Raw genomic sequence first — 24771 nt, 5'->3', positions numbered from 1 at the left:
TCCTCACAGCGTCTTCCCCGTCGCCGGGCCCACGATCAGCCCCTCCCCGAACGTGTCCACGCGGACCGTGTCGCCGTCCTTGACCTCGCCGGCGAGGATCTCCCGGGCCAGCCGGTCGCCGATGGCGGTCTGGACGAGGCGGCGCAGCGGGCGCGCGCCGTACGCCGGGTCGTTGCCCTCCTCGGCGAGCCACTCCAGGGCCTCGGGGGTGATCTCCAGGCTGAGCCGGCGCTCGGCCAGCCGGGCCGCGAGCCGGTCGATCTGGAGGCGGGCGATACGGCCCAGCTCCTCCTTGCTGAGCGCGGAGAACACCACCAGGTCGTCGAGACGGTTGAGGAACTCCGGCTTGAAGGAGACCCGGACCACCTCCAGAACCTGCTGCTTCTTCTCCTCCTCGCTGGTCACCGGGTCCACCAGGAACTGGCTGCCCAGGTTGGAGGTGAGGACCAGGATGGCGTTGCGGAAGTCGACCGTACGACCCTGCCCGTCCGTCAGGCGGCCGTCGTCCAGCACCTGGAGCAGGACGTCGAAGACCTCCGGGTGGGCCTTCTCCACCTCGTCGAGCAGCACCACGCTGTACGGGCGGCGGCGCACCGCCTCCGTGAGCTGGCCGCCCTCCTCGTAGCCGACGTAACCGGGCGGCGCGCCGACCAGGCGGGCGACGCTGTGCTTCTCGCCGTACTCCGACATGTCGATACGGACCATGGCCCGCTCGTCGTCGAAGAGGAAGTCGGCGAGCGCCTTCGCGAGTTCGGTCTTGCCGACACCCGTCGGACCGAGGAAGAGGAACGAGCCGGTGGGGCGGTCCGGGTCGGCGATCCCGGCGCGGCTGCGGCGTACGGCGTCGGAGACGGCCCGGACGGCCTCGGACTGGCCGATCAGCCGCTTGCCGAGCTCGTCCTCCATGCGCAGCAGCTTCTGCGTCTCGCCCTCCAGGAGACGGCCGGCCGGGATGCCGGTCCAGGACGCGACGACGTCCGCGATGTCGTCGGGGCCGACCTCCTCCTTGACCATGGTGTTGCGGGCGACCTCCTCCTCGGCCTCGGTGGCCTCGGCCAGGTCCCGCTCCAGGGCGGGGATCTCGCCGTAGAGCAGCTTGGAGGCGGTGTCGAAGTCGCCGTCGCGCTGGGCCCGTTCGGCCTGGCCGCGCAGGTCGTCGAGGCGTTCCTTCAGCTCGCCGACCCGGTTCAGGGACTGCTTCTCCTTCTCCCAGCGGGCGTTGAGGCCGCGCAGCTCCTCCTCCTTGTCGGCGAGGTCGCGGCGCAGCTTCTCCAGGCGCTCCCGGGAGGCCGCGTCGGTCTCCTTGGCGAGGGCCAGCTCCTCCATCTTCAACCGGTCGACGGAACGCTGGAGTTCGTCGATCTCGACGGGCGAGGAGTCGATCTCCATCCGGAGCCGGGAGGCGGCCTCGTCGACGAGGTCGATGGCCTTGTCGGGCAGGAAGCGGGAGGTGATGTAACGGTCGGAGAGGGTGGCCGCGGCGACCAGCGCGCTGTCCGCGATCTGCACCTTGTGGTGGGCCTCGTAGCGGCCCTTGAGCCCGCGCAGGATCGCGATGCTGTCCTCGACGGACGGCTCGGCGACCAGCACCTGCTGGAAGCGCCGCTCCAGCGCCGGGTCCTTCTCGATCCGCTCGCGGTACTCGTCGAGCGTGGTCGCGCCGACCATGCGCAGCTCGCCGCGGGCCAGCATCGGCTTCAGCATGTTGCCGGCGTCCATCGCGGAGTCGCCGCCCGCGCCCGCGCCGACGACGGTGTGCAGCTCGTCGATGAAGGTGATGATCTGGCCGTCGGAGTCCTTGATCTCGGCGAGCACCGTCTTCAGGCGCTCCTCGAACTCGCCGCGGTACTTCGCGCCGGCGACCATCGCGCCCAGGTCGAGCGCGACCAGCCGCTTGTCCTTGAGGGACTCCGGCACGTCGCCCTTCACGATCCGCTGGGCGAGGCCCTCCACGACGGCCGTCTTGCCGACGCCGGGCTCGCCGATGAGGACGGGGTTGTTCTTGGTGCGCCGCGACAGCACCTGCACGACCCGCCGGATCTCCTGGTCCCGCCCGATGACCGGGTCGAGCTTGCCCTCACGGGCGGCGGCGGTGAAGTCGGTGCCGAACTTCTCCAGGGCCTTGTACTGCCCCTCCGGGTCGGCGTTGGTCACCCGGCGTCCGCCGCGCGCCTTGCGGAACGCCTCCTGGAGCTTCGCGGCGCTCGCGCCCTGCCGGGTGAGCACCTCACCGGCGGCTCCGCCCTTCGCCGCGATGCCGATGAGCAGGTGTTCGGTGGAGAGGAACTCGTCGCCCAGCTCCTTGGCGCGGCGCTGCGCGTCCGCGAGGACGGCGAGCAGCTCGCGGTTGGGCTGCGGCGGCGCGACGGTCGACCCGGCCACGCTGGGCAGCTGGGCCAGCACGCGCTCGGCCCCGGAGCGCACGGCGGCCCGGTCGGCCTCGGTGGCCGCCAGCAGGTCGATGATGTTCTCGTTGTCCTGGCCCTCGAGCAGCGCGAGGAGCAGGTGAGCGGGGGTGAGGTCCGGGTGTCCTCCGGTCACGGCACGGTTGCCGGCCGCGTTGATCGCGTCCCGGCTCCTGTTGGTCAGCTCGGCTTCCACGTTCGCTTTCTCCTCCTGGCGTCAGTCAGCCCCACTACTGACTCAGTCAGCGTACACAAAGTTGAGTCTATTCCGCTCAAGTACCGCCGTGGGCGGGATCGGGCGGGATCCGTCGGCGAAATCCCGGTGGAATCCGCGGACCGTCGCGATCATGGCGACCATGGCGACATACCCCCAGGACCCCGGCGCCCCCGACGTCGCGTACCTCTCCTTCTGGCGGGAGCGGCATCTCTGCACGCTCACCACCCTCCGCCCCGACGGCAGCCCGCACGTGGTGCCGGTCGGGGTGACGTACGACCCCGGCGCCCGGCTGGCCCGGGTGATCGCGAGCCGGGGCAGCGCGAAGGTACGCCATGTTGTTGCATCCGGGCCGGACGGCGCCCGGGTCGCGGTGTGCCAGGTGGACGGCCGGCGCTGGGCCACGCTGGAGGGGCCGGCCGTCGTACGGACCGAGCCGGAGCGGGTCGCGGAGGCGGAACGGCGGTACGCCGAGCGGTACGGGCACGCGCCGCGGCCGAATCCGTCCCGGGTGGTGATCGAGATCGCCCTGACACGCGCGATGGGGCGGGGGTGACGCGCGACACACGGCGGCACTGATGACACGTACACATCACTCGAACAGTCGATTTCCGGCCAAACCCTGGACCCGTCCGGTGTCCTGAAATATCAGCGCAAAACTGCAGCGGCGTCACCGTGTTCAGGTCACGGTGACGCCGCTGCGGGGGGAAGCGCCTGAGGCGATCTTTTACGACGGGGGAATCGCGTCAGGCACTGCGGGGGGTGGCTGAAACAGTCTGGATGTCAGGGGTTTCCGGCTCAGCCAGCCGGTGGTCACGCTGATCAAGATTCACAAAGATCATTCCGTACCGTATGGCACACCGCACCGGCTGCGGCGCGCCCCGCGGCCTGCGCAGGCAGCGGTAGGCCCGCACGTCCTCGTCCTCGTCCCGCGTGACGACCACCGGCTCGCCGAACACGGTCACCATCAGCGAGTCCCCGCTGTGCGGGATCGCGGTGACCAGGTCGATGAAGTGCCAGCCGGAGCGGTAGGCGGTGGCCATCTCCCGGCGGAACGAGCGGTCGTCCGGGGGAGTGGTCATGCCGCCGCACCCGCCTGGACGCTGTCCCAGCCGAGGTCGTCCTGGGCACCGTTCACCGTGGCCACGGCGGTGGTGCCGTCCCAGCCGAGATCGCCCGGCGTACCCGCCGCGCTCACGACCGCCGTGCTGCTGTCCCAGCCGAGATCCAGCTTGCCGCTGTCCCAGCCGAGGTCCTGCGAAACGTCGGACACGCTCACGACCGCCGTGCCGCTGTCCCAGCCGAGGTCCAGAGTGGTGGCCACGCCGAAGACCAGTCCCGCGGAGAAGGCAACGGCAAGTATCGAGCGAAGCGTTCTCTTGCACATGGTGGGCTTCGTCCTCACTTCCCCTGTGTCTCTCCCCCGCCCTCAAGACGATGGCTCATCAAGCCACGTCAAAGCCACAGCAGCGGTGCATCATGTTCCTGCATGTTCAGGACCCTGGGGGGTGGAGATTTGCCGCATATAACAAAAAAGGGGACACATCCTCATGGCATGACGGACCTGTGCGACGCCGGCAAGCGACTGTACGCCGACGCGCTCCGTCTGGGACGCGTCGCCCGGTCGGAGGCCGAAGTGGCCCCCTGCCTGCTGGAGTTCGCCCTGCTCCATCCGGATCCGGACGACCCGACATGGCTCCAGCCCGTCCCTCCGGCGATCGCCCTCGCGCAGCGTCTGCACCCCCTGGAACGCGAGATCCAGGAACGCCGCCACGAGGCCAGCGAACTGACCGACTCCTTCGAGCCGTTCATGGCCATCAGCGCCCAGAGTCCGGGTGAGACGCACGCGGTCACCGTGCACGAGGGCATCGAACGCATCAACGCGGCCATCGAACGGGCCACCCACGAGTGCCAGTCGGAGGTGCTCACCGTCCAGCCGGGCGGCGGACGCAGCGAACACGTCCTGGAGACCGCCCTCAAGCGGGGCCAGGACGTCATCGAGCGCGGCATCACCATGCGCACGCTGTACCAGCACACGGTCCGCCACAGCCAGGGCACGCTGGCGTACGCGGAGATGATGGCGAAGGGCAAGGTGGAGATCCGCACCCTCGAGGAACTCATCGAACGCCTGATGATCTTCGACCGCGCGGTCGCCTTCATACCGGCCCGCGACGACCGCCAGATCGCCCTGGAACTGCGCCACCCCGGCCTGGTCCAGTACCTCGTCAAGGTCTTCGAGCAGCTGTGGCGCCGCGCCGTGCCCCTCCTGGAGGAGCCCGCCTACGCGCCCCCCACCGACGGCATCACGGGCGTCCAGCGGTCCATAGCGAAGCTGCTGATCGAGGGGCATGTGGACGAGGCCATCGCCCGCCGGCTCGGCATGAACGTCCGCACCTGCCGCGCCCACATCGCCAAGCTCGCCGCGGCGCTCGGCAGCGGCAGCCGGGCCCAGCTCGGTTACCTGATCGCCCAGTCGGGCCTGCTGGACGAGGAGCACTGAACCGGGTCCCCGGGGAGGAGGCGGGCGCCGGGGGCGGACGCGAACGGCACGGCGGACGCCCCGGCGGGAGGGCCGTCCACCGGACTCCGTCGGGAGGGCCGCGGGCCGGACGCCGACGGCGGCGCCGGACGGCGGACGCCGCACGCCGCACGCCGGCAGGAGAGCGGTCCACCGGACGCCTGCGGCCGAGGCGGGCCACCGGACACTCCTGGCAGGCCCAGGAGGCCCAGGAGCCCCAGGAGGCCCTGTCCCTGGTCGTACACCGGACGCGGTGGCAGGACGTAACCGGATGCCCGTCAAGGCCGGACGCGGGACGCCGACGGGCGTACCGTCCGCCGGACGCCGGTGGGAGGGCCGTCCGCCGGACGCCGGTGGGAGGGCCGTCCGCCGGACGCGGGGGAGAAGGACCGTCCGCCGGACGACCGCGGCGGGGCCGTACGCCTGACGCCCGCGGGGGCGAGGGGACGTACGCCGGGCGGTCGGCAGGCGTGCGGGTGGCGGGCGCGGTGGATACTCGGACCGGACGGAGGATGCATGTCATGAACGCGGCGGCACATCCGGAGCACGGGGTCGAGGACCTGTGCCCGGCGGGCGAGAAGCTCTACGAACGCGCCCTGCGCGACGGCGGGGTGGCCGCCGGTGAGGCCGCCGAGGCCCCCTGCCTGGTCCGCCACGGCCTGCTGCAGCCCGCCGTGGACGACCTGGACCGGCTGGAGCCCGTACCGCCCGCCGTCGCCCTGCACCGGCTGCTGCGCGCCTCCGCGACCCGGATCGCGGACGAGCGGCGCCGCGAGGAACGGCTGGCGGCCTCGTTCGAGCGGCTGATGCGGCTCGGCGGAGACCGTACCGAGCCCGCCGCCGAGACCCCGACGCTGCGCATCCTCAGCGGCACCGACCGGATCAACCAGGTCATCACCGACGCGATGGCGGAGGCCTGCCGCGAGACCCTGTGCATCCAGCCGCACGCCCACTACGACGACCACCGCAACGAGGTGGCCAGGTCCCGCGCCCGCGCCCGCGACCAGGCGCTGCTGGACCGCGACGGCCGGATCCGCACCCTCTACCAGCACACCCAGCGCCACTCCCCCGCGATCCTCGCCAACTGCGAGGCGCTGCGCGGCGACGTGGAGTGCCGCACCCTGGACGAGCTCACCGACCGGCTCATCGTCATCGACCGCGCGGTCGCGTTCATCCCGGCCGGCGAGGACGGACGGCTGGCGCTGGAGGTCCGCCACCCCGCCCTGCTCGACTACTTCGTGACGACCTTCGAACGGCTGTGGCGGCTGGCCACGCCGATGTACCCGAGCGCGGTACGGCCGCCCGCCCCGGACGGCGTCACGGCCCGCCAGCGGGCCATCGCGGCCCTGCTGGTCGAGGGGCACACCGACGCGGTGATCGCGAAACGGCTCGGCATGAACGTCCGCACGGCCCGCGTGCACATCGCCAAGCTCGCCACGACCCTGGGCAGCGACAGCCGCGCCCAGCTCGGCTACCTCATCGCACGCTCGGCGATCCTCGACCGGGAAGGATGACCGGCCCGGCTCCCGGCCCTCCCGATCCTCCCGGCCCTCGCGACGGGCCTGTGGGGCCCGTGGGGCCGTCGAGGCCGACCTGGGCGATGCGTACACCCAGCTGGGTGCGGTTCGCCGCGCCGAGGGTCTCGGAGAGGCGGGCGATGTGGGCGCGGCAGGTGCGCACGCTGATGCCGAGGCGTTCGGCGATCGCCGCGTCCTGGTGGCCCTCGGCGAGCAGCGCGGCGATGGACTGCTCACGGAGCGAGATGCCCTCGATGCCGGTGTCCGGCAGCGGCTCGGTCAGCGGGATCGCCAGCCGCCACAGCCGTTCGAACACGGTCACCAGATAGCCCACCAGGGCCGGGTGGCGGAGTTCCAGGGCCATGGTGCGGTCGGTGTTGGCGGGGATGAACGCGACGGTGCGGTCGAACAGGATCAGCCGGTCGATGACCTCGTCGAGGGTGCGTGCCTCGACCGCGTCGCCCATCAGTTCCATGTACGTCAGCAGCCCCTGGCCGTGCCGGGCGACGTGCGTGTAGAGGTCGCGCATCCGTACGCCGCGGCCCCGCAGGGCGAGCGCCCGGTGCAGGCCCTCGGTGAGCTCGTCCTCCCTGCGGATGCCGCCGGGCTGCACGGTGAGGACCTCGGTGGTGCAGGCCTCGGTGGCCTCGTCCATGGCGGCCTGGATGCGGGACAGCCCGTCCAGGACGCGGATCGCGGTGCCCTCGGCGGGGGTGGGTGCCCGGAGCCGCTGCCCGAGTCCGGCGTACCGTTCGATGGCCTCGACGGCGGAGCCGACCCGGCGGTGGCTGGCGGTGACCTCGTCGTGGACGCCGCGCAGCAGCCGGATCATCACCTCCTGCGGGGCGGTGGGCACCAGCCAGTCCATGTCGTCGGGGTCGGGGTGCAGCAGGGCCAGTTCCAGCAGGCACGGCACCCGGTCGGCCTCTCCGCGCGGCACCCGGCCGCGGTGTACGGCCCGCGCGTACACGCGCTCCCCCGCCTCGCACAGCCGGTCCGCACCGTGCGGATGCCGACTCGCGGTGTGCCCGGCCATCGCCCGTCTCACCCCCGAGACCCACCTGTTCCACGTCCGCCCGCGGGGCGCGACAGCGCGTGTCGAGCCCTCTCGGCTCCGCAACTATGCGCGGCCCGGACCTGCTCCGCAACACGGCTCCTCGCGGCGCGGGCAGCGCAAAACACCGGTATCCACCGCTATTTCCCGGCCTCCGCCCATGGCACTGCAACAAGCTGACGGTGGTGTTCCGGCGTGCCGCCGGGCAGGGTGGATTCCGCTTCTCCCGGGTGCCGGGCACCCAACTCCGGTCCCGTCGCGGCCCCCTGGCCGCGGCCCGGACCGACGCATGGCCGACACCCCCGGAAAGCACGACGCCGCATCGCGTCCACGGGGGTGACGCGATGCGGCACGGGGGAACGGGGGACGAGGAGACGGCGGCCCGGGGGGACCGCCGTCACGTCGTGCCACGGGCGGAGGAGCGGGGGTACGGGGGAGAGACGGGGGACAGGGGTACGGGGGCAGGGGGAGACAGGGGAGCGAGCGGGCCGGGAGACCGGCCCGTGAGCCCGCCCCGGGCGGACGCCGGAGGGTTACTTCAGGCCCGCCGAGGAGCACTCCGCCTTGTACTTGCCGGCGCAGATCTCGGAGATCGTGTAGATCTGGTCCGCGACCACCGTGTCCTTGATGTTCGCCTTCGTCAGGGCGGTCACGGCGACCAGCTGGGCCGGGATGTCCTTGGCGGTGGGGCTGTCGACCTTGTCACGGGTGAGGGCGTCGAACTGGATGTTCTTGCCCTGGACGCGGGCCACGGCCATCTGCGCGGCGGCCTGGGCCTCCTGCGGGTAGGACTTGTAGATGCTCATGTACTGCGTGCCGTCGAGGATCCGCTGCACCGCGGCGAGTTCGGCGTCCTGGCCGGTGATGGGCGGCAGCTTGGTGACCCCCGCGGCCTCCAGGGCCTGGATGACACCGCCGGCCATGCCGTCGTTGGCGGCGTAGACGCCGGCGATGTTGCTCGCGCCGATGGCGCTGATCGCCTCGGCCATGTTGGCCTGGGCGTTCACCGGCTTCCAGTCCTTGGTGTCGTAGGACTTGGCGATCGTCACCTTGCCGTTCAGCTCGGACAGGGCGCCCTGCTTGAACTGCTTGGCGTTGGGGTCGGTGGGCGAGCCGTTCATCATGACGATCTTGGTGGAGGTGTCGATGTTGCCCATCGCCTCGATCAGGGAACGGCCCTGCACCTCGCCGACGAGTTCGTTGTCGAAGGAGATGTACGCGTCGATCGGACCCTCGGCGAGCCGGTCGTAGGCGATGACCGGGATGCCGGCGTCCTTGGCCTTCTTGACGCTCGTGGCGATGCCGTGGGAGTCGACGGCGTCGACCAGGATGACGTCGACCTTCTCGTCGATCATCTGCTGCATCTGCTTGGCCTGGGTGGCGGCGTCGGCGTCCGCGTTCTCGTAGAGGACCTTGCCGTCGCCCTTGGTGAGCGAGCCGACCTGCTTCTTGATGATCGGGTAGTCGAAGTCGTCGTACCGCGTGTTGGCCTTCTCCGGGAGCAGGAGGCCGATGGTGACATCGTTTCCCTTGGTCGGGCTGGCGCTCGCGCTGTCCCCCGAAGCGTTGAGCACCCCGCATCCGGCAAGCGAGAGGGTCATCGTGGACGCGGCCACAGAGATGGCGATACGACGCATTGGGGGCTCACTTCACAAGCGTTTCCGGGGCGTGGGCGCAACATTTGCGACCCAGGGTTGTCTAGGTGGTTTTAAGACCCAGATGACTCAAAAGCCAACGCTCCATGCGCCCCCACCGTCAAGGGCAATACTTAACGAGTGCGCAACGCCACGCTCCGCAAGGCCCGTGAAGGGCTTGTGAAATCACCACCTATCAGTCTTTACGGATGTTTCACCCGGCGAGCGGCCGACGGCCGGGGAAGATCCGGACGCCCCGCGGCACCCGCGCGGCGCGCGGCGCGCCCTTCCCGTGATCCGTTCGCCGCCGATTCGACACGACGAAGGGGCCCGGAGGATGTCTCCTCCGGGCCCCTCGGACGCCATGTCGCGGCGCTGCCGCCGTCAGTCCGGCTGCCGCTTGGGCCGCCACACGACCAGCGCGCTGGTCTGCTGGACCTCCTGATACGGCACCAGGTCGCGCCGGTAGGACGCGTGCACCGCGGCCTCCCGCTGGCGCATCGCCGCCGCCGCGCCGTCCAGTGCCGCCTCCAGCTCCGCGACCCGGGACTGGAGCGCCACGACCTGGTTCTCCAGTTCGATGATGCGCTTGATGCCCGCCAGGTTTATGCCCTCGTCCTGCGACAACTGCTGCACCTGGCGGAGCAGCTCGATGTCACGGGCCGAGTAGCGGCGGCCCCGGCCCGCGGTGCGGTCCGGGGAGACCAGGCCCAGGCGGTCGTACTGGCGCAGCGTCTGCGGGTGCAGGCCGGAGAGCTGGGCCGCCACCGAGATGACGTAGACCGGGGTCTCCTCGGTCAGTTCATACGGATTACGTCGACGGCCGTCCATCACCTTCAAGCTCCCTTCGCGGCCTCGAACAGCTGAGCCCGCGGGTCCTCGCCCGCGGTCGCCTCGCGATACGCCTCGAGTGCGTCACGAGCCTTCCCCGGCAGGTCCTTCGGAACACTCACCTCGACGGTGACCAGGAGATCGCCGCGGGTGCCGTCCTTGCGGACCGCGCCCTTGCCCCGGGCCCGCATGGTGCGGCCGTTGGGGGTACCCGGGGGCAGCTTCAGGGTGACCGGCGGTCCGCCCAGGGTCGGCACCCGGATCTCGCCGCCGAGCGCCGCCTCCGTGAAGGTGACGGGCACGGTGACGGTCAGGTTGTCGTCCTTGCGGCCGAACACCGGGTGGGACCCGACGTGCACGGTGACATACAGGTCACCGGCCGGGCCGCCGCGTTCGCCGGGCGCGCCCTTGCCGCGCAGCCGGATCCGCTGCCCGTCGGTGACGCCCGCCGGGATACGGACCTGCATGGTGCGCGAGGACTTGGCACGGCCGCTGCCCTTGCACTCCATGCAGGGGTGCTCGGCGATCAGGCCGCGGCCCTTGCAGTCGGGGCAGGGGTCGGTGAGCGAGAAGCCGCCGCCCGACCCCCGGGCCACCTGCCCGGTGCCGACACAGGTCGGGCACACCCGCGGGGTGCCGTTCTTGTCGCCGGTGCCGGAGCACGCCTTGCACGGTGCCTGCGAGGACATCCGCAGCGGGACCGTGGCGCCCTCGATGGCCTCCGTGAAGCTGAGGGTGACCTCGGACTCGATGTCCTGGCCGCGCCGCGGCTGGGTCCGCGGGCCCGTGCCGCCCCGGTTGAACAGGCCGCCGAAGACATCCCCGAGGCCGCCGCCGAAGCCGCCGGCGCCCGCCTGGCCGCCTCCCTGGGGGCCGCCTCCGAAGAGGTCGCCCAGGTCGAAGTTGAAGGACCCGCCGCCCGCCCCGGGTCCGGGGCGGAAACCGCCGCCGAACAGGGCGCGGGCCTCGTCGTACTCCTTGCGCTTCTTGGGGTCGCCGAGGACGTCGTTCGCCTCGGAGATCTCCTTGAAACGTTCCTCCGCCTTGGCGTTGCCCTTGTTGGCGTCCGGGTGGAACTCACGCGCGAGCTTCCGGTACGCCTTCTTGATCTCGGCCTCGGTGGCGTCCTTGGGGACGCCGAGGACCTTGTAGAAGTCCTTCTCGATGAAGTCCTTGGTGCTCATCCCCGACGCCCCTCCTTCCGTTCGGTGTCCGCGCCGTCCACGTCAGCCCTCTTCCGGGCCACCGTTCTCCTTGTCGTCGGCCGCCGCCGCGCTCTCGTCCGCCGTCTCGGCCTTGACGGTCTGCGCGCCCGGCTGGGGCTCGGCGACCGCCACGCGCGCGGGGCGGATGGTGCGTTCGCCGAACCGGTACCCGGGCTGCAGAATCGCCACGCACGTCGTCTCGGTGACGTCCGGCGCGTACGAGTGCATCAGGGCCTCGTGGACCGTCGGGTCGAAGGGCTCGCCCTCCTTGCCGAACTGCTGGAGGCCCATCTTCGCGACGACGGTCTCCACCGACTCGGCGACGGACTTGAACCCGCCGACCAGTTCGCCGTGCTCCCGCGCGCGGCCGATGTCGTCGAGCACGGGCAGCAGCTCGGTCAGGAGGTTCGCGACGGCGATCTCCTTGACCGCGACCCGGTCGCGCTCGACACGGCGGCGGTAGTTCTGGAACTCGGCCTGGAGACGCTGTACGTCCCCGGTGCGCTCGGACAGCGCCGTGCGCGCCTGGTCGAGCTGGGCGATCAGACCGGCGGTCTGTGCGCTCGCGTCCCCGGCCGGGGCCGCCTCCTCCTCGGAGGCGGCCTTCGGCTCGGCGTCGTCAGGGGTGGCGCCGGAAGGGACGTCGGGCTTCTCCTCGAAGCCCGGGGTCTCCTCCGTCACGCGGCACCGTCCTTGCGCTCGTCGTCGACGATCTCGGCGTCCACGACGTCGTCGTCACCGGCGGGGGCGCCGGCGGACGCGCCGCCGGTGGCCTGCGAGGCCTGGGCGTCGGCGTACATGGCCTGGCCCAGCTTCTGCGAGACGGCGGCGACCTTCTCCGTGGCGGTGCGGATCGCGGCGGTGTCCTCGCCCTTCAGGTGCTCCTTGAGCTCCACGATGGACGCCTCGACCTCGGTCTTGATCTCGCCGGGGACCTTGTCCTCGTTGTCCTTGAGGAACTTCTCGGTCTGGTAGACGAGCTGCTCGCCCTGGTTGCGGGTCTCGGCGGCCTCGCGGCGGCGGTGGTCCTCGTCCGCGTACTGCTCGGCCTCCTGGCGCATGCGGTCGACCTCGTCCTTCGGCAGCGAGGAGCCGCCGGTGACGGTCATCTTCTGCTCCTTGCCGGTGCCGAGGTCCTTCGCCGTGACGTGCATGATGCCGTTGGCGTCGATGTCGAAGGACACCTCGATCTGCGGGACGCCGCGGGGCGCCGGCGGCAGACCGGTCAGCTCGAACATGCCGAGCTTCTTGTTGTACGCCGCGATCTCGCGCTCGCCCTGGTAGACCTGGATCTGCACGGAGGGCTGGTTGTCCTCGGCGGTGGTGAAGATCTCCGAGCGCTTGGTCGGGATCGTCGTGTTCCGCTCGATGAGCTTGGTCATGATGCCGCCCTTGGTCTCGATGCCGAGGGACAGCGGGGTCACGTCGAGGAGCAGGACGTCCTTGACCTCACCCTTGAGGACACCGGCCTGGAGGGAGGCGCCGATGGCGACGACCTCGTCCGGGTTCACGCCCTTGTTGGCCTCGCGGCCGCCGGTCAGCTCCTTGACCAGCTCGGCGACGGCGGGCATCCGGGTGGAACCGCCGACCAGGACGACGTGGTCGATCTCGCTCAGGGCGATGCCGGCGTCCTTGATGACGTTGTGGAACGGCGTCTTGCAGCGCTCCAGGAGGTCGGCCGTCAGCTGCTGGAACTGGGCGCGGGTGAGCTTCTCGTCCAGGTGCAGCGGGCCCTCGGCGGACGCCGTGATGTAGGGCAGGTTGATCGAGGTCTCGGTGGACGAGGACAGCTCGATCTTGGCCTTCTCCGCGGCCTCACGGAGGCGCTGGAGGGCCATCTTGTCCTTGGAGAGGTCCACGCCGTGGCCGGAGTGGAACTGGCGCACCAGGTAGTCGACGACACGCTGGTCCCAGTCGTCACCACCGAGGTGGTTGTCACCGTTGGTGGCCTTCACCTCGACGACGCCGTCGCCGATCTCCAGGAGCGACACGTCGAAGGTGCCGCCACCGAGGTCGAAGACCAGGATGATCTGCTCGTCCTTGTCGAGGCCGTACGCCAGCGCGGCGGCGGTCGGCTCGTTGACGATGCGCAGCACGTTCAGACCGGCGATCTCACCGGCCTCCTTCGTGGCCTGGCGCTCCGAGTCGTTGAAGTACGCCGGGACGGTGATGACCGCGTCGGTGACCTTCTCGCCCAGGTAGGCCTCGGCGTCCCGCTTCAGCTTCTGCAGGATGAAGGCGGACATCTGCTGCGGGTTGAAGTCCTTCCCGTCCAGATGGATCTTCCAGTCGGTGCCCATGTGACGCTTGACGGACCGGATGGTCCGGTCCACGTTCGTGACCGCCTGGCGCTTGGCCACCTCGCCGACCAGCACCTCGCCGTTCTTGGCGAAGGCGACGACGGACGGCGTGGTCCTGGCACCCTCGGCGTTGGTGATGACGGTGGGCTCGCCGCCCTCCAGAACGCTGACGACGGAGTTAGTCGTGCCCAGGTCGATGCCGACCGCACGTGCCATGGTGATTTCCTCCAGCTGACTTGAGTGGAACAGGCTCAAGTGTGCATGACGCCTCCCGCTGGGTCAACAGACCTGAGTCGAACGGGCTCAAGTCTTATCCGTTCCTTACACGCAATGGGGCGCCGACCTGGGGGTCTGCGGCGGGGCCGGACGGGGCGGAGGCGCGTACGGAGTGGACCGGGTCACCCGCGAGGGTGACGTCGGAGGGGCACAGGCGGGCAGCCGTACGGCGCTTCCCCGCGCCCGTGCGGGCCGGGGCGCACCCACGGGCACCGGCGGGCGGGGAGGCTCCCCCGCGCGCGGGGTGCCCTGCGACTCGCCGCGGACCCGCGTGTCGCAGGCACCGTACGCACCGGACGCGCGGTACGTGTCGTACACGCGGCGCGTGTCGTACACGCCGGACGCGCCGGAGCCGCCCGGGGTCCGCCGGCCGGTGGCACCGAGACCGGCGCGCGCACCTGTACGCCTGTCCGCCCTTCCGTTCCCCACCCTTCCGGTCCCGTGCTCCGCCCTTCGGCGCGGCGGCGACACGCACAGCAGCCCGAGTACGGCCGTGAACGCGCCGCCCGCCGTCCACAGTGCCGCACCGGCCCCGAGCCACCCGGCGTGGATCAGCACCGCCACCGAGACACCGGCCGCCGCCCCGGCACCGGTGAGCACGACCGCTCCGGCCGGGGTGACGCCGAGCCGCCGGAGACGGTGGGCCAGGTGATCGGGGCCCTTGCGGAGCAAGGGGCGCCGGGCCGGCAGCCGGGACAGCAGCACGAGCCCGGCGTCGGCCACGGCCACCGCGCCGAGCCCGTACAGCACCGCCGCACTCGCCCCGAGGCCGTGTCCGTCCCCGCCCCGCACCACCACACCCGCGGAGGCGAGCAGGAACCCGGTGAACAGGGCCCCCGACGCGCCGAGTCCCCCGCGCGCCGGGGGCCAGTTGTGGAGGAGGAAGCCGGTGAGCGCCGCCGCCAGCACGCAGAGCAGCACCGCCAGCCCGTCCAGCACCTCCACGGCGGCGCACACCCCGGTCCCGAAGGCCGTCACCACACCCACCGTCCCCGCGAGCCCGTCGGCGTGGTCGAGCCCCCGGAAGGCGAGACTGACACCGGCGATCCACACCACGGCGGCGGCCCCGGCCAGCGGCCCGGTGTCGCCGTACGGCACGACGAACGCCGCCGCGACCGCCGTACCGAGGACCAGGAACCGTGTCCTGAGCCGCCAGACGTCGGCGACCGCCCCGAGGACGGCGACCCCCGCCGCGGCGAGCAGCACGCTCTCGCCCGTCCCCGCACCCAGCGGCGCGGCCCCGGTCCAGTCCCCGGCCAGCGCGACGGCACAGGTCGAGAGCGCGACGGCGGCACCGCCGAGCAGCGGCACGGGCCGCGCCCGGCGCCGGTCGACGACCCCGGCGCGCAGCAGCGGCACCCGCAGCAGCGCCGCGAGCAGGGCGGAGAGGAGCAGGGCGGAGGTGGCGGCGGTGATCCCGTAGAGCACGGGTCCAAAGTAGGGGTGGAGAAGGGGTGAATGTAGCAATTCGGTACGAATCGCATGATCAGACCGCGTGTCGGGGAGGGACGCCGAGCGCGGGTCGGGGTGGCGCCGACCGGGCGTCGAAGGTGGCGCCGCACGCCGGGGAGTGACGTGGACAGCACTCAGCGACGCAGATCACCGAACGACCGGCTGCATTGCGGTCCAAGATGAGGGTAGTCTCAGACGGACCCCATAAGTTACCGCTTAGTAATACATTAGCCTCGCAGGCCCGAGGAGCCCCCATGCAACTCGCCGCGATCATCGTGTCGCTGGTCCTGACGGTGGTCGGCATCGCGTTGATCGCACGCGCCATCGGTCAGTTCGTCCGGTACTTCAGGCTCGGCCAGCCCGTCCCGGCCGGCAGCCGCACGGACAACCCCTATCAGCGCAGCGTGACCCTGGTCAGGGAGTTCCTCGGCCACACCCGTATGAACCGCTGGGGCGTCGTCGGTTTCGCCCACTGGTTCGTGGCGATCGGCTTCCTCACCCTGCCGCCGACCCTGGGCCAGGCGTACGGCCAGCTCTTCAAGGCCGACTGGCTGCTGCCGTGGCTCGGCGACTTCCTGCCGTTCGAGATGTACACCGAGTTCATCGGCGTGATGACGGTGCTCGGCATCGCCGTCCTCATCACGATCCGCCTGCTGAGCCTGCCGACCCGCCCGGGCCGCAAGTCCCGCTTCGCGGGCTCGAGGCTGGGCCAGGCGTACTTCGTCGAGTACGTCATCCTGACCATCGGCCTGGCGATCTACACGCTGCGCGGTCTGGAGGGCGCGCTGCACCACGTGGACGGCTACGAGGCCGGGTACTTCGCCTCGTACCCCCTGGTCCTGGCCTTCAAGGGCCTGGGCGTGAGCACGCTCCAGAACCTGGTCTACCTGGTCGCCATGATCAAGATCAGCGTGTCGATGGTGTGGATGATCGTCGTCTCGCTCAACACCGACATGGGCGTGGCCTGGCACCGCTTCCTGGCCTTCCCGAACATCTGGTTCAAGCGGAACGCGACCGGCGGCACCTCGCTCGGCGCCCTGCAACCGATGACGAGCGGCGGGCAGCCGATCGACTTCGAGGACCCGGGCGAGGACGACGTCTTCGGCGTGTCGCAGGTCGAGCAGTTCTCCTGGAAGGGCCTGCTGGACTTCTCCACCTGCACGGAGTGCGGCCGCTGCCAGTCGCAGTGCCCCGCCTGGAACACCGGCAAGCCGCTGTCGCCCAAGCTGCTGGTCATGTCACTGCGCGACCACGCCCACGCCAAGGCGCCGTACCTGCTGGCGGGCGGCGGCAGGACGGCGGAGGGCGAGGAGAAGGCGTCCGCGGAGCAGCTCGCCCAGGTCCCCGCCGCCGCCCTCGCGGAGGCGGAGCGCCCGCTGATCGGCACCTCCGACGAGAACGGCGTCATCGACCCGGACGTCCTGTGGTCCTGCACCACCTGCGGCGCCTGCGTGGAGCAGTGCCCGGTGGACATCGAGCACGTCGACCACATCGTCGACATGCGCCGCTACCAGGTGATGATCGAGTCCAGCTTCCCCTCCGAGGCGGGCACGATGCTCAAGAACCTGGAGAAGAAGGGCAACCCCTGGGGCCTGGCCAAGAAGCAGCGCCTGGAGTGGCTCAAGGAGGTCGACTTCGAGGTCCCGGTGGTCGGCAGGGACATCGAGGACCTCACCGAGGTCGAGTACCTCTACTGGGTCGGCTGCGCGGGCTCCCTCGAGGACCGCGCCAAGAAGACGACCAAGGCGTTCGCCGAACTCCTCCACATCGCGGGCGTCAAGTTCGCGATCATGGGCGGCGACGAGAAGTGCACCGGCGACTCCGCCCGCCGCCTGGGCAACGAGCCCCTGTTCCAGGAGCTCGGCATGGAGAACGTCATGGCGCTGAACACGGCGTTCGGCGAGGAGCTGGACGACGACGGCAAGGTGACGGAGGAGTCCCGCAGGCCCCGGGCGGCGAAGAAGATCGTCGCGACCTGCCCGCACTGCCTCAACACCATCGGCAACGAGTACCCGCAGCTCGGCGGCGACTACGAGGTCGTCCACCACACCCAGCTGCTCCAGCACCTGGTCGACGAGGGCAAGCTGGTCCCGGTGACCCCGGTCGAGGGCATCATCACGTACCACGACCCCTGCTACCTGGGCCGCCACAACAAGATCTACACCCCGCCGCGCGAGATCATCGCCAGTGTCCCGGGCCTCAGGAACGAGGAGATGCACCGGCACAAGGAGCGCGGCTTCTGCTGCGGCGCGGGCGGCGCGCGCATGTGGATGGAGGAGCGCATCGGCAAGCGCATCAACAACGAGCGCGTCGACGAGGCCCTCTCCCTCGACCCCGACATCGTCTCCACGGCCTGCCCGTTCTGCCTGGTCATGCTGACCGACTCGGTCAACGGCAAGAAGAACGAGGGCAAGGCCAAGGAGTCCGTCCAGGTCGTGGACGTCGCCCAGCTCCTCCTGAACTCGGTGAAGACCCCGGCCGACCCGGCGGGCGAACCGGAGCCGGAACCGGCCCCTGAGCCGGAACCCGTGAAGTAGCCCTTCCCGCACGCCGGTCGGGTGCCCTCCGTCTCCTACGAGCTCCTACGAACTCCTACGAGGCGGAGGGCACCGCCGTTTCCACGGCTCAGCCGGTCCGCTCCAGCCGCCGCCCCCGGCCCCTCGGCCCACCGGCAGCGGGCGGGGGCACGGCACCACACCCACCGGCCGCAGGCGGGGGCGCGGCACCGCACCGCAGGAGCTACGCCCCCGCCTGCTGCACCACCTCGAACGACCACAGCGTGGCGTCCGTCGCCGCCGGCCTGGGACGCTCGCCGCCCTCACCCGCGGCGCCGTCGCCCCGGTGGGCGGAACGCATCGGCCCGTCCCGCCACGCCTCGAAGGCGGCCTCGTCGCGCCAGCGCGTGTAGACGAGGTACTGGTCGGTCCCCTCGACCGGCCGCAGCAGCTCGAACCACTCGAACCCGTCGGAGTTCTCGACGGCGTGGGCCCGCGAGGCGAACCGCTTCTCCAGGATCTCCCGCTGCTCAGCGGGAACCGTCAGCACGTTGATCTTGACGATGCTCATGCCCTCATCCTCCTCCCCGCCCCCACGGCGGCCCGGCCCGGGGTCACCCCGCGCGTCGCCGCCGGGCGACCGAATCGATCATTTTCAGCCGTTCACCGAATGCACGTACAACCCTTACGCACCCCTCATGGTCATCCGTACGCCGACCAGTTCATGACATCGGGACCAACTCCCTTCGAACAGCGGAACGTTCGCACCACGGAACGGTCAGCACCCCATTGACGCGGATGCCCGTGCGAGGCATCCCCCGCATGCAGCAGGAGAACCCGCATGCACCAGCACCGCCATCTGCGACTCGCCCTCGCGACGGCCACCGCGGCCGCGCTGACGGGCGGGCTGCTCACCTTCGCGGCGACGACGGCCACCGCCGCGGACTCCTTCAAGGTCGCGAAGGCCGACTTCAACGGCGACGGGATCGGGGACGTCGTCGCCTCCGCGCCCGTCGCCACCGTGAGCGGCCGCACCGGCGCGGGCCAGATCGTCGCTCTCTACGGCAGCGCCTCCGGCGTGACCTCCGCCAAGCGCACCACCATCAGCCAGAACACCAGCGGCGTCCCCGGCACCGCCGAGGCGGGCGACTACTTCGGTTACGTCACGGCGTACGCGGACTTCAACGGCGACGGCTACGACGACCTCGCCGTGGGCACCCCGTACGAGAAGGTCGGCACCGACACGGACGGCGGCGACCTGACCATCCTGTGGGGCTCCAAGAGCGGTCTCACCGGTAAGGGCGTAAACGTCAAGGACCCGGCCCCGACCTCGCACGACTACTGGGGCAGCACCCTGGCCGCGGGCGACTTCGACGGCGACGGCAAGGCCGACCTGGCCGTCGGCAGCGGCGCGAGCACGATCTATGTCTACAAGGGCGGCTTCACGACCACCGGCACCTCCGGCGGCCGTACGACGGTCAAGGCGCCGATCATGTCGAGCGGCATCGGCCCGATCAACCTCACCGCCGGCGACGTGAACGGCGACGGCAGGACCGACCTCGTCGTCGACGGCTTCGAGACCAAGACCGGCATCGGCTGGAACACCAACTACTACGTCCCCGGCACCGCGAGCGGCCTCAGCGCGGCGCCCACGAAGACCCTGCTGCCCGGCACCATCACCGGCATCGGAGACATCAACGGCGACGGCTACGGCGACATCGTCAGCGGCGCGGGCTGGGACTCCAAGACCAGCGACGGCACGCCGTACCCGGTGGGCGCGGCCGACGGCGGCAAGGTGAACATCACCTACGGCACCGCCTCCGGCCCGGGCAGCACCACCGGTGTCACGCAGAACACCGGCAGCGTGCCCGGCACCTCGGAGAAGGGTGACAGCTTCGGCTGGGAGATCGACCTGGGCGACATCAACGGGGACGGCTACCAGGACCTGGTCGTCGCCACCGCCAAGGAGGACATCTCCGGCGTCACCGACGCCGGCATGGTCACCGTCCTGTACGGCTCCGCGTCCGGTCTGAACGTGTCGTCCGGCTTCCAGTCCTTCGCGCAGAGCACCGCCGGCGTCCCCGGCACCGACGAGAAGAACGACCTCTTCGGCCTGGACGTCAAGCTCGACGACGTCACCGGCGACGGCAAGGCCGACCTGGTCGTCGGCAGCCACGAGAACAGCGGCGACGGCTCGGTCACCTACCTGCCCTCCAACGGCAAGAAGATCACCACGACCGGCTCCCGGGCGCTCTCCGTGACCAGCGTCGGAGTCTCCACGGCCGGCGCACCGCAGCTGGGCGCGGTGTTCGCGAACTGACGCGGCTCCCCCGCCGTACGCCCTCTCGTACACCCTTAGGGCCGACCTGTGACGCCCCCTTAGGGGATGTTACAGGTCGGCCGCAAAGCCGACCCCGGATGGCCGGGCCCGGCACGTCACTCTGCGGAAGCAGGTACGTTCGAGGACGTGGCTGGATTCAGGAACGGACGCGGCGGCCGCGACAACCACGCCGCCCCGCACTCGCGACCGCAAGGACCGTCGTACGGCCGGCAGCAGGGCCCGCCGTACGGACAGGCCCCGTCGGGCCCGGCATACGGCTACCCGCAGGCGCCCCAGGGCGGAGGCTACGGCCCCGGACCCGGCGCGTACGGGGGCGGCGGCGCGCCGCACGGCGCGCAGGGTGCCCACGGCGAGCCGGAGTACTTCGGTGACGGCGGCGCCCCGCACGGGCACGGCGGGGGCGCCCCGGACCCGTACGCGGCGAACAACCCGGGCAGCACCCAGGCGTTCGCGTTCGGCGAGGACCCGTACAGCCAGGGCGAGACGTACCGGTCGGGCTCGGCCACGGCGCCGCCGCCCGGCCCCACCGGCCCGCCCCTCCGCTGGAAGGAACTGCTGCGGGGCATCGTCCTGTCCCCGAACCAGACGTTCCTGCGCATGCGGGACTACACGATGTGGGCCCCGGCCCTGATCGTCACGTTCCTCTACGGCCTGCTCGCCGTCTTCGGCTTCGACGGCGCCCGCAAGGACGTGATCGACGCGACGCTGTCGAACGCGGTACCGATCGTGCTGGTCACGGCGGTGGTGATGGTGCTGGGCGCGTTCGTGCTCGGCGTCGTGACCCACACCCTGGCCCGCCAGCTGGGCGGCGACGGGGCGTGGCAGCCGACGGTGGGCCTGTCCATGCTGATCATGTCCCTCACGGACGCGCCGCGCCTGGTGGTGGCGATGTTCGCGGGCGGCGACGCGTCGTTCGTACAGCTGCTCGGCTGGGCGACCTGGGTGGCGGCGGGCGCCCTCCTCACCCTGATGGTCTCCCGCTCCCACGACCTCCCCTGGCCGAAGGCCCTGGGCGCGTCGGCGATCCAGCTGATCGCCCTGCTGTCGATCGTGAAGCTGGGCACGTTCTGAGGTCCTGAGCCTCACGGCCGTGGAAGGGGCCCGGTGCCGCGCCGGGCCCCTTCCGAGTCTCAACCGTCAGCGCCGCTGTCCGCCCCTGTCGCCGGCCCGGGACCGGGCTGGTACCCGCACCCGAAGAACACGAACTCCCCCGGCCGGACGCGCACCTCGGTTCGCTCCCACCGGTAGATGCCCTCCTGCTCCCCCTCGTAGGTGAAGGTCTCCCCGGCATCGATGTCCGCCAGCGACTCGTCCCCGATGTCCCCGAAGGACTCCCACTCCCCGTTCCCGCTGTAACCGTCCCCCCACCACCGCTGCTGAAGCTGCGCACGGACCGGGTACGAGGCGGTGTTCCGCACCTTCACGGTGTACGCGGCCGAGTGGGTGAACTCCTCGTCGGACCGCTCCCCGATGGACACGCTGATGTCGAGCGCGTCGGAGCCCGGACAGTCCTCGTCCTGCTCGACGGGCACCGGCTCGCTGTAGACGCCCCCCGTCACCGCGGCGGTCTGCTCCGGACAGTAGAAGGTGACGGCCTCCACGATGAAGGCCGCCTGATCGATCTGATCCTCCAGAGCCACCCCCGCCGCCACGGGCACGTCCTCCATGTCCGTGCCCCCGGCCAGCGCGTCACAGACGGCCCGGGCGTCCTCGACCACCGCCTTGCGGAAGTCGGCGACATCACTGCCTCCGGGGAAGGACGACATGATCCCGTACGAGACGACCCCGCTGGGCCAGCTGGAGAACTGCCCCACGTCCCCGACGAAGGCGGTGTCACGGGCTGTGCGGGAACTGAACGCGGGAACGGCGGCATAGGGCGGCCCGTCGGCCGGCGAGGAAGGCTGGGCCGACGACGCGGTGGCCTCGACGGAGGCAGAAGCGACAGGCACCCGCGACGCCCCCGATTTCCCCCCATCCCCCGACGACGGCCAGACGGCGAACCCGACCACTCCGGCGACCACCGCAAGCCCGACGCCCCCGGCGACAGTCCGCCGGGAACGTTTCCCACCGGCCGTCTTCCCGACCACGGCGTCACCCGTCACCCAAGGCGACGCGCCGGCCCCCGCCCCGCGGCTGAAAGGATTCTGCGGATGTTCGCTGCCCTCCGGCGACGCGTCAGACATGACCGGCGCCCCTCCCCTCACCCTCGCAACGGCCGGAACCGGCCGAAGGTGATCATTTTAGGAAGCCCGCACAGTCCACACCAATACCGCACACATCACCGTTACATATCGGGCAGGCGGGCGACCAGGGCGGTCAGGCGTCGAGCACCTGCCCCGTCCGCTTCACCACAGGCCGCGCGGCCGACCACGGGAAGTTGATCCACTGATCCGTGCGCTTCCAGACGTACTCGCACTTCACGAGGCTCTGGGCCTTCTCGTAGATGACCGCGGAGCGCACCTCCGCGACGTGCCCGAGGCAGAAGTCGTGGACGAGCTTGAGCGTCTTGCCCGTGTCGGCGACATCGTCCGCGATGAGCACCTTCTTGTCGGTGAAGTCGATCGCGTTGGGTACGGGCGCCAGCATCACCGGCATCTCGAGCGTCTGCCCGACCCCGGTGTAGAACTCGACGTTGACCAGATGGATGTTCTTGCAGTCGAGGGCGTAGGCGAGGCCACCGGCGACGAAGACACCGCCGCGGGCGATGGAGAGGACGACATCGGGCTCGTAGCCGTCGTCGGCGATGGCCTGTGCGAGCTCCCGTACGGCGGTGCCGAACCGCTCGTAGGTGAGGTTCTCCCTGACGCCGCTGTCGCTGATACCGCTGTCGTTGCTCACCGGCTCACACCTGCGTCCGGTGGAAGTTGAGGTAGGACCGGGAGGCGGTCGGCCCCCGCTGTCCCTGGTAGCGGGACCCGTAGCGCTCGCTGCCGTACGGGAACTCGGCGGGCGAGGTGAGCCGGAACAGGGCCAGCTGGCCGATCTTCATACCGGGCCAGAGCTTGATGGGCAGGGTGGCGAGATTGGACAGCTCCAGCGTCACGTGCCCCGAGAACCCCGGGTCGATGAACCCCGCGGTGGAGTGGGTGACGAGCCCGAGCCGCCCGAGGGAACTCTTCCCCTCGAGCCGCGAGGCGAGGTCATCGGGCAGGGTGACGACCTCGTACGTCGAGGCGAGCACGAACTCCCCGGGATGGAGGATGAACGGCTCGTCGCCCGCGGGCTCCACCAGGCGGGTGAGGTCGGGCTGCTCGACGGAGGGGTCGATGTGGGGGTACCGGTGGTTCTCGAAGACCCGGAAGTAGCGATCGAGGCGTACGTCGACGCTCGACGGCTGAACCATCGACTCGTCGTACGGATCGATCCGAACTCGCCCGGCACCGATCTCGGCCCGGATGTCCTTGTCAGAGAGAAGCACGTCCCGAGGATACGCAAGGCGCGCGGACCGGCGACAATCCGCCGGCACCGCGCGCCCGTACTCCTGCTCTCCCGCTCTCCTGTTACCGCCGCTACCGCTTCTCGAGGCTCACCGGCACCGAACTGCGGAGCCGGGCACACCGTGGACACCGGACGAGCCGGCCGGGACCGAGTCGGCCGGCCTGCTGCATCGGGAACGAAGCGGTACTGAACACGTGCCCATCGGCACAACGGACGACGGTGCGCTCCATCAAGTCCTGAAGTCCCTTCCCCAAGAACCGCGTCTGCCCATCAGTCTCCTGACGGCAAATGCCACATTACGGGATCTACGGGGCGGCCCTCCAGACGGCACTCCGACCCCGTCCAGACCCTCAACCACCCGCACACCGTACGCCCCAACTCCGCACCCCCGCAGCCTCGTCACCGGTCCGAAACACAGAGCGGCCCCGGCGGCTCCGACACCTGAGGCCGGGCATGGGGTACAGTGATCGAGCGTTCCGACACCACCCGGGACTGATCACCGTGGGTGGTGGATGCGCTACGCGGGTGTAGTTTAATGGTAGAACATCAGCTTCCCAAGCTGAGAGCGCGAGTTCGATTCTCGTCACCCGCTCCACGAAGAAAGCCCAGGTCAGAGACCTGGGCCTTTTGTTGTCCGCCGCGATCACTCGCCGCGTGCCAGAAGGCTTGTCGGGCTCCCTCCTCTCACGGGCAGCGGCCCGAGCCTTCCGCACCGTCGCATCGCGGAGTACGCCCGTCACGTCTTCGCCAATTGTGCGGTCGCTGTCTGTCGCGTGGCCTCGGTCTCGACGAGGCGACTCGCTCCGCCCGCGGCCCGGCCCCGGCCGGGCCTGCGCTCCTAATGGCGTCGTAAGACGTTGGTCTTGATCCTGCCGGCGAACGTCTTGAGTGAGCCGACGTGCGGTGATCCGCAGTCGCTCCTGAGGCCCGACCTCCCGAGGCAGAGTCGGCCCCGTATGTCGGCTCGCTCTCCTGTGCCTGGCCGGGTGGGGATGGCGGGGGCGGTCCGCGCGGTGATCGGCCCCCTGGCCAACGTACTGATCGCCCTGACCAAGAACACCACCGTGGCGGCCGCCATCGGCGTGGCCGAG

Annotated in this window: 19 protein-coding genes, 1 tRNA gene and 2 pseudogenes; 8 read left to right on the top strand and 14 right to left on the bottom strand. The window is 70.7% G+C overall.

The window, feature by feature from the left end:
* Window positions 1-3 precede the first annotated feature (3 nt).
* Window positions 4-2601 carry an ATP-dependent chaperone ClpB gene (gene clpB, locus ABZ862_RS07465; protein ID WP_360953791.1) on the bottom strand — a complete coding sequence of 866 codons (2598 nt, stop codon included), beginning with the start codon at window positions 2599-2601 and terminating at the stop codon, window positions 4-6.
* A gap of 160 nt (window positions 2602-2761) precedes the next feature.
* Between clpB and ABZ862_RS07460 the strand changes: the two genes are divergently transcribed.
* On the top strand, window positions 2762-3175 hold the full coding sequence (locus tag ABZ862_RS07460; RefSeq protein WP_360953788.1) for a TIGR03618 family F420-dependent PPOX class oxidoreductase: 414 nt from the start codon (window positions 2762-2764) through the stop codon (window positions 3173-3175).
* A 190-nt stretch (window positions 3176-3365) separates the two neighbouring features.
* Here the strand turns inward: ABZ862_RS07460 and ABZ862_RS07455 are convergent, their stop codons facing one another.
* Both ABZ862_RS07455 and ABZ862_RS07450 read right to left on the bottom strand, forming a co-directional pair.
* Window positions 3366-3701: a hypothetical protein gene (locus ABZ862_RS07455; RefSeq protein WP_360953785.1), complete on the bottom strand. Its 336-nt coding sequence runs from the start codon at window positions 3699-3701 to the stop codon at window positions 3366-3368.
* A complete protein-coding gene (locus ABZ862_RS07450) occupies window positions 3698-3943 on the bottom strand; it encodes a hypothetical protein (protein WP_360953782.1) in 246 nt (81 codons plus the stop codon). The genes ABZ862_RS07455 and ABZ862_RS07450 overlap by 4 nt, the downstream gene beginning before the upstream one ends.
* Before the next feature lie 165 nt (window positions 3944-4108).
* Here ABZ862_RS07450 and ABZ862_RS07445 point away from each other — a divergent pair, with 165 nt between their 5' ends.
* Together ABZ862_RS07445 and ABZ862_RS07440 are read left to right on the top strand one after the other, a co-directional pair.
* Window positions 4109-5119, top strand: a complete 1011-nt coding sequence (locus ABZ862_RS07445; RefSeq protein WP_360953779.1) for a helix-turn-helix transcriptional regulator — start codon at window positions 4109-4111, stop codon at window positions 5117-5119.
* A gap of 539 nt (window positions 5120-5658) precedes the next feature.
* Window positions 5659-6651 carry a helix-turn-helix transcriptional regulator gene (locus ABZ862_RS07440; protein WP_360953776.1) on the top strand — a complete coding sequence of 331 codons (993 nt, stop codon included), beginning with the start codon at window positions 5659-5661 and terminating at the stop codon, window positions 6649-6651.
* Here ABZ862_RS07440 and ABZ862_RS07435 read toward each other — a convergent pair.
* The 7 genes and pseudogenes from ABZ862_RS07435 to ABZ862_RS07405 all read right to left on the bottom strand — a co-directional run.
* Entirely contained in the window at window positions 6614-7690 is a 1077-nt protein-coding gene (locus tag ABZ862_RS07435; RefSeq protein ID WP_360953773.1) for a LuxR C-terminal-related transcriptional regulator, read from the bottom strand. The genes ABZ862_RS07440 and ABZ862_RS07435 overlap by 38 nt on opposite strands.
* Window positions 7691-8241: 551 nt before the next feature.
* The gene (locus tag ABZ862_RS07430) at window positions 8242-9345 is read right to left on the bottom strand and encodes a substrate-binding domain-containing protein (protein WP_360953770.1); all 1104 of its coding nucleotides are present in this window, start codon (window positions 9343-9345) and stop codon (window positions 8242-8244) included.
* A gap of 381 nt (window positions 9346-9726) precedes the next feature.
* On the bottom strand, window positions 9727-10173 hold the full coding sequence (locus tag ABZ862_RS07425; protein WP_360953767.1) for a helix-turn-helix domain-containing protein: 447 nt from the start codon (window positions 10171-10173) through the stop codon (window positions 9727-9729).
* A 5-nt stretch (window positions 10174-10178) separates the two neighbouring features.
* Complete coding sequence (gene dnaJ, locus ABZ862_RS07420; protein WP_360953764.1) at window positions 10179-11357, bottom strand: molecular chaperone DnaJ; 1179 nt, start codon at window positions 11355-11357, stop codon at window positions 10179-10181.
* Window positions 11358-11399: 42 nt separating this feature from the next.
* Window positions 11400-12059: a nucleotide exchange factor GrpE gene (grpE, locus tag ABZ862_RS07415; protein ID WP_360953761.1), complete on the bottom strand. Its 660-nt coding sequence runs from the start codon at window positions 12057-12059 to the stop codon at window positions 11400-11402.
* Window positions 12056-13894 carry a molecular chaperone DnaK gene (dnaK, locus tag ABZ862_RS07410; RefSeq protein WP_360953758.1) on the bottom strand — a complete coding sequence of 613 codons (1839 nt, stop codon included), beginning with the start codon at window positions 13892-13894 and terminating at the stop codon, window positions 12056-12058. Before dnaK ends, grpE begins: the two co-directional genes overlap by 4 nt.
* Before the next feature lie 525 nt (window positions 13895-14419).
* Window positions 14420-15382, bottom strand: a pseudogene (locus tag ABZ862_RS07405) (MraY family glycosyltransferase); the annotation flags it as partial.
* 278 nt (window positions 15383-15660) lie between these two features.
* Between ABZ862_RS07405 and ABZ862_RS07400 the strand changes: the two are divergent.
* Window positions 15661-17943 (top strand): (Fe-S)-binding protein, encoded by a 2283-nt coding sequence (locus ABZ862_RS07400; protein ID WP_360953755.1) that lies wholly within the window; start codon window positions 15661-15663, stop codon window positions 17941-17943.
* 202 nt (window positions 17944-18145) lie between these two features.
* On the opposite strand, the gene ABZ862_RS07395 is transcribed toward ABZ862_RS07400, so the two are convergent.
* Window positions 18146-18472: an antibiotic biosynthesis monooxygenase gene (locus ABZ862_RS07395; RefSeq protein WP_360953752.1), complete on the bottom strand. Its 327-nt coding sequence runs from the start codon at window positions 18470-18472 to the stop codon at window positions 18146-18148.
* A 270-nt stretch (window positions 18473-18742) separates the two neighbouring features.
* Here ABZ862_RS07395 and ABZ862_RS07390 point away from each other — a divergent pair, with 270 nt between their 5' ends.
* Both ABZ862_RS07390 and ABZ862_RS07385 read left to right on the top strand, forming a co-directional pair.
* Window positions 18743-20221, top strand: coding sequence for an FG-GAP and VCBS repeat-containing protein (locus ABZ862_RS07390; RefSeq protein WP_360953749.1), 1479 nt, complete (start codon window positions 18743-18745; stop codon window positions 20219-20221).
* A 66-nt stretch (window positions 20222-20287) separates the two neighbouring features.
* On the top strand, window positions 20288-21313 hold the full coding sequence (locus ABZ862_RS07385; protein WP_360953746.1) for a Yip1 family protein: 1026 nt from the start codon (window positions 20288-20290) through the stop codon (window positions 21311-21313).
* A gap of 59 nt (window positions 21314-21372) precedes the next feature.
* Here ABZ862_RS07385 and ABZ862_RS07380 read toward each other — a convergent pair whose 3' ends face one another.
* From ABZ862_RS07380 to dcd, 3 genes are all read right to left on the bottom strand, one after another.
* Window positions 21373-22191: a DUF732 domain-containing protein gene (locus ABZ862_RS07380; protein WP_360953743.1), complete on the bottom strand. Its 819-nt coding sequence runs from the start codon at window positions 22189-22191 to the stop codon at window positions 21373-21375.
* A gap of 367 nt (window positions 22192-22558) precedes the next feature.
* Window positions 22559-23062: a phosphoribosyltransferase gene (locus ABZ862_RS07375; RefSeq protein ID WP_360954506.1), complete on the bottom strand. Its 504-nt coding sequence runs from the start codon at window positions 23060-23062 to the stop codon at window positions 22559-22561.
* A gap of 22 nt (window positions 23063-23084) precedes the next feature.
* Window positions 23085-23660 carry a dCTP deaminase gene (gene dcd, locus ABZ862_RS07370; protein ID WP_360953740.1) on the bottom strand — a complete coding sequence of 192 codons (576 nt, stop codon included), beginning with the start codon at window positions 23658-23660 and terminating at the stop codon, window positions 23085-23087.
* Between the two features lie 541 nt (window positions 23661-24201).
* Here dcd and ABZ862_RS07365 point away from each other — a divergent pair.
* Together ABZ862_RS07365 and ABZ862_RS07360 are read left to right on the top strand one after the other, a co-directional pair.
* Window positions 24202-24275, top strand: a tRNA-Gly gene (locus ABZ862_RS07365).
* 406 nt (window positions 24276-24681) lie between these two features.
* Window positions 24682-24771 (top strand): annotated as a pseudogene (locus tag ABZ862_RS07360) (amino acid ABC transporter permease); the annotation flags it as partial.

Origin of the sequence: Streptomyces sp. NPDC047000, from assembly GCF_040644295.1 — a bacterium.
Lineage (GTDB): Bacteria > Actinomycetota > Actinomycetes > Streptomycetales > Streptomycetaceae > Streptomyces.
Note: the sequence above shows the minus strand (reverse complement) of the source record. Positions and strands in the feature narration are given on the sequence as shown.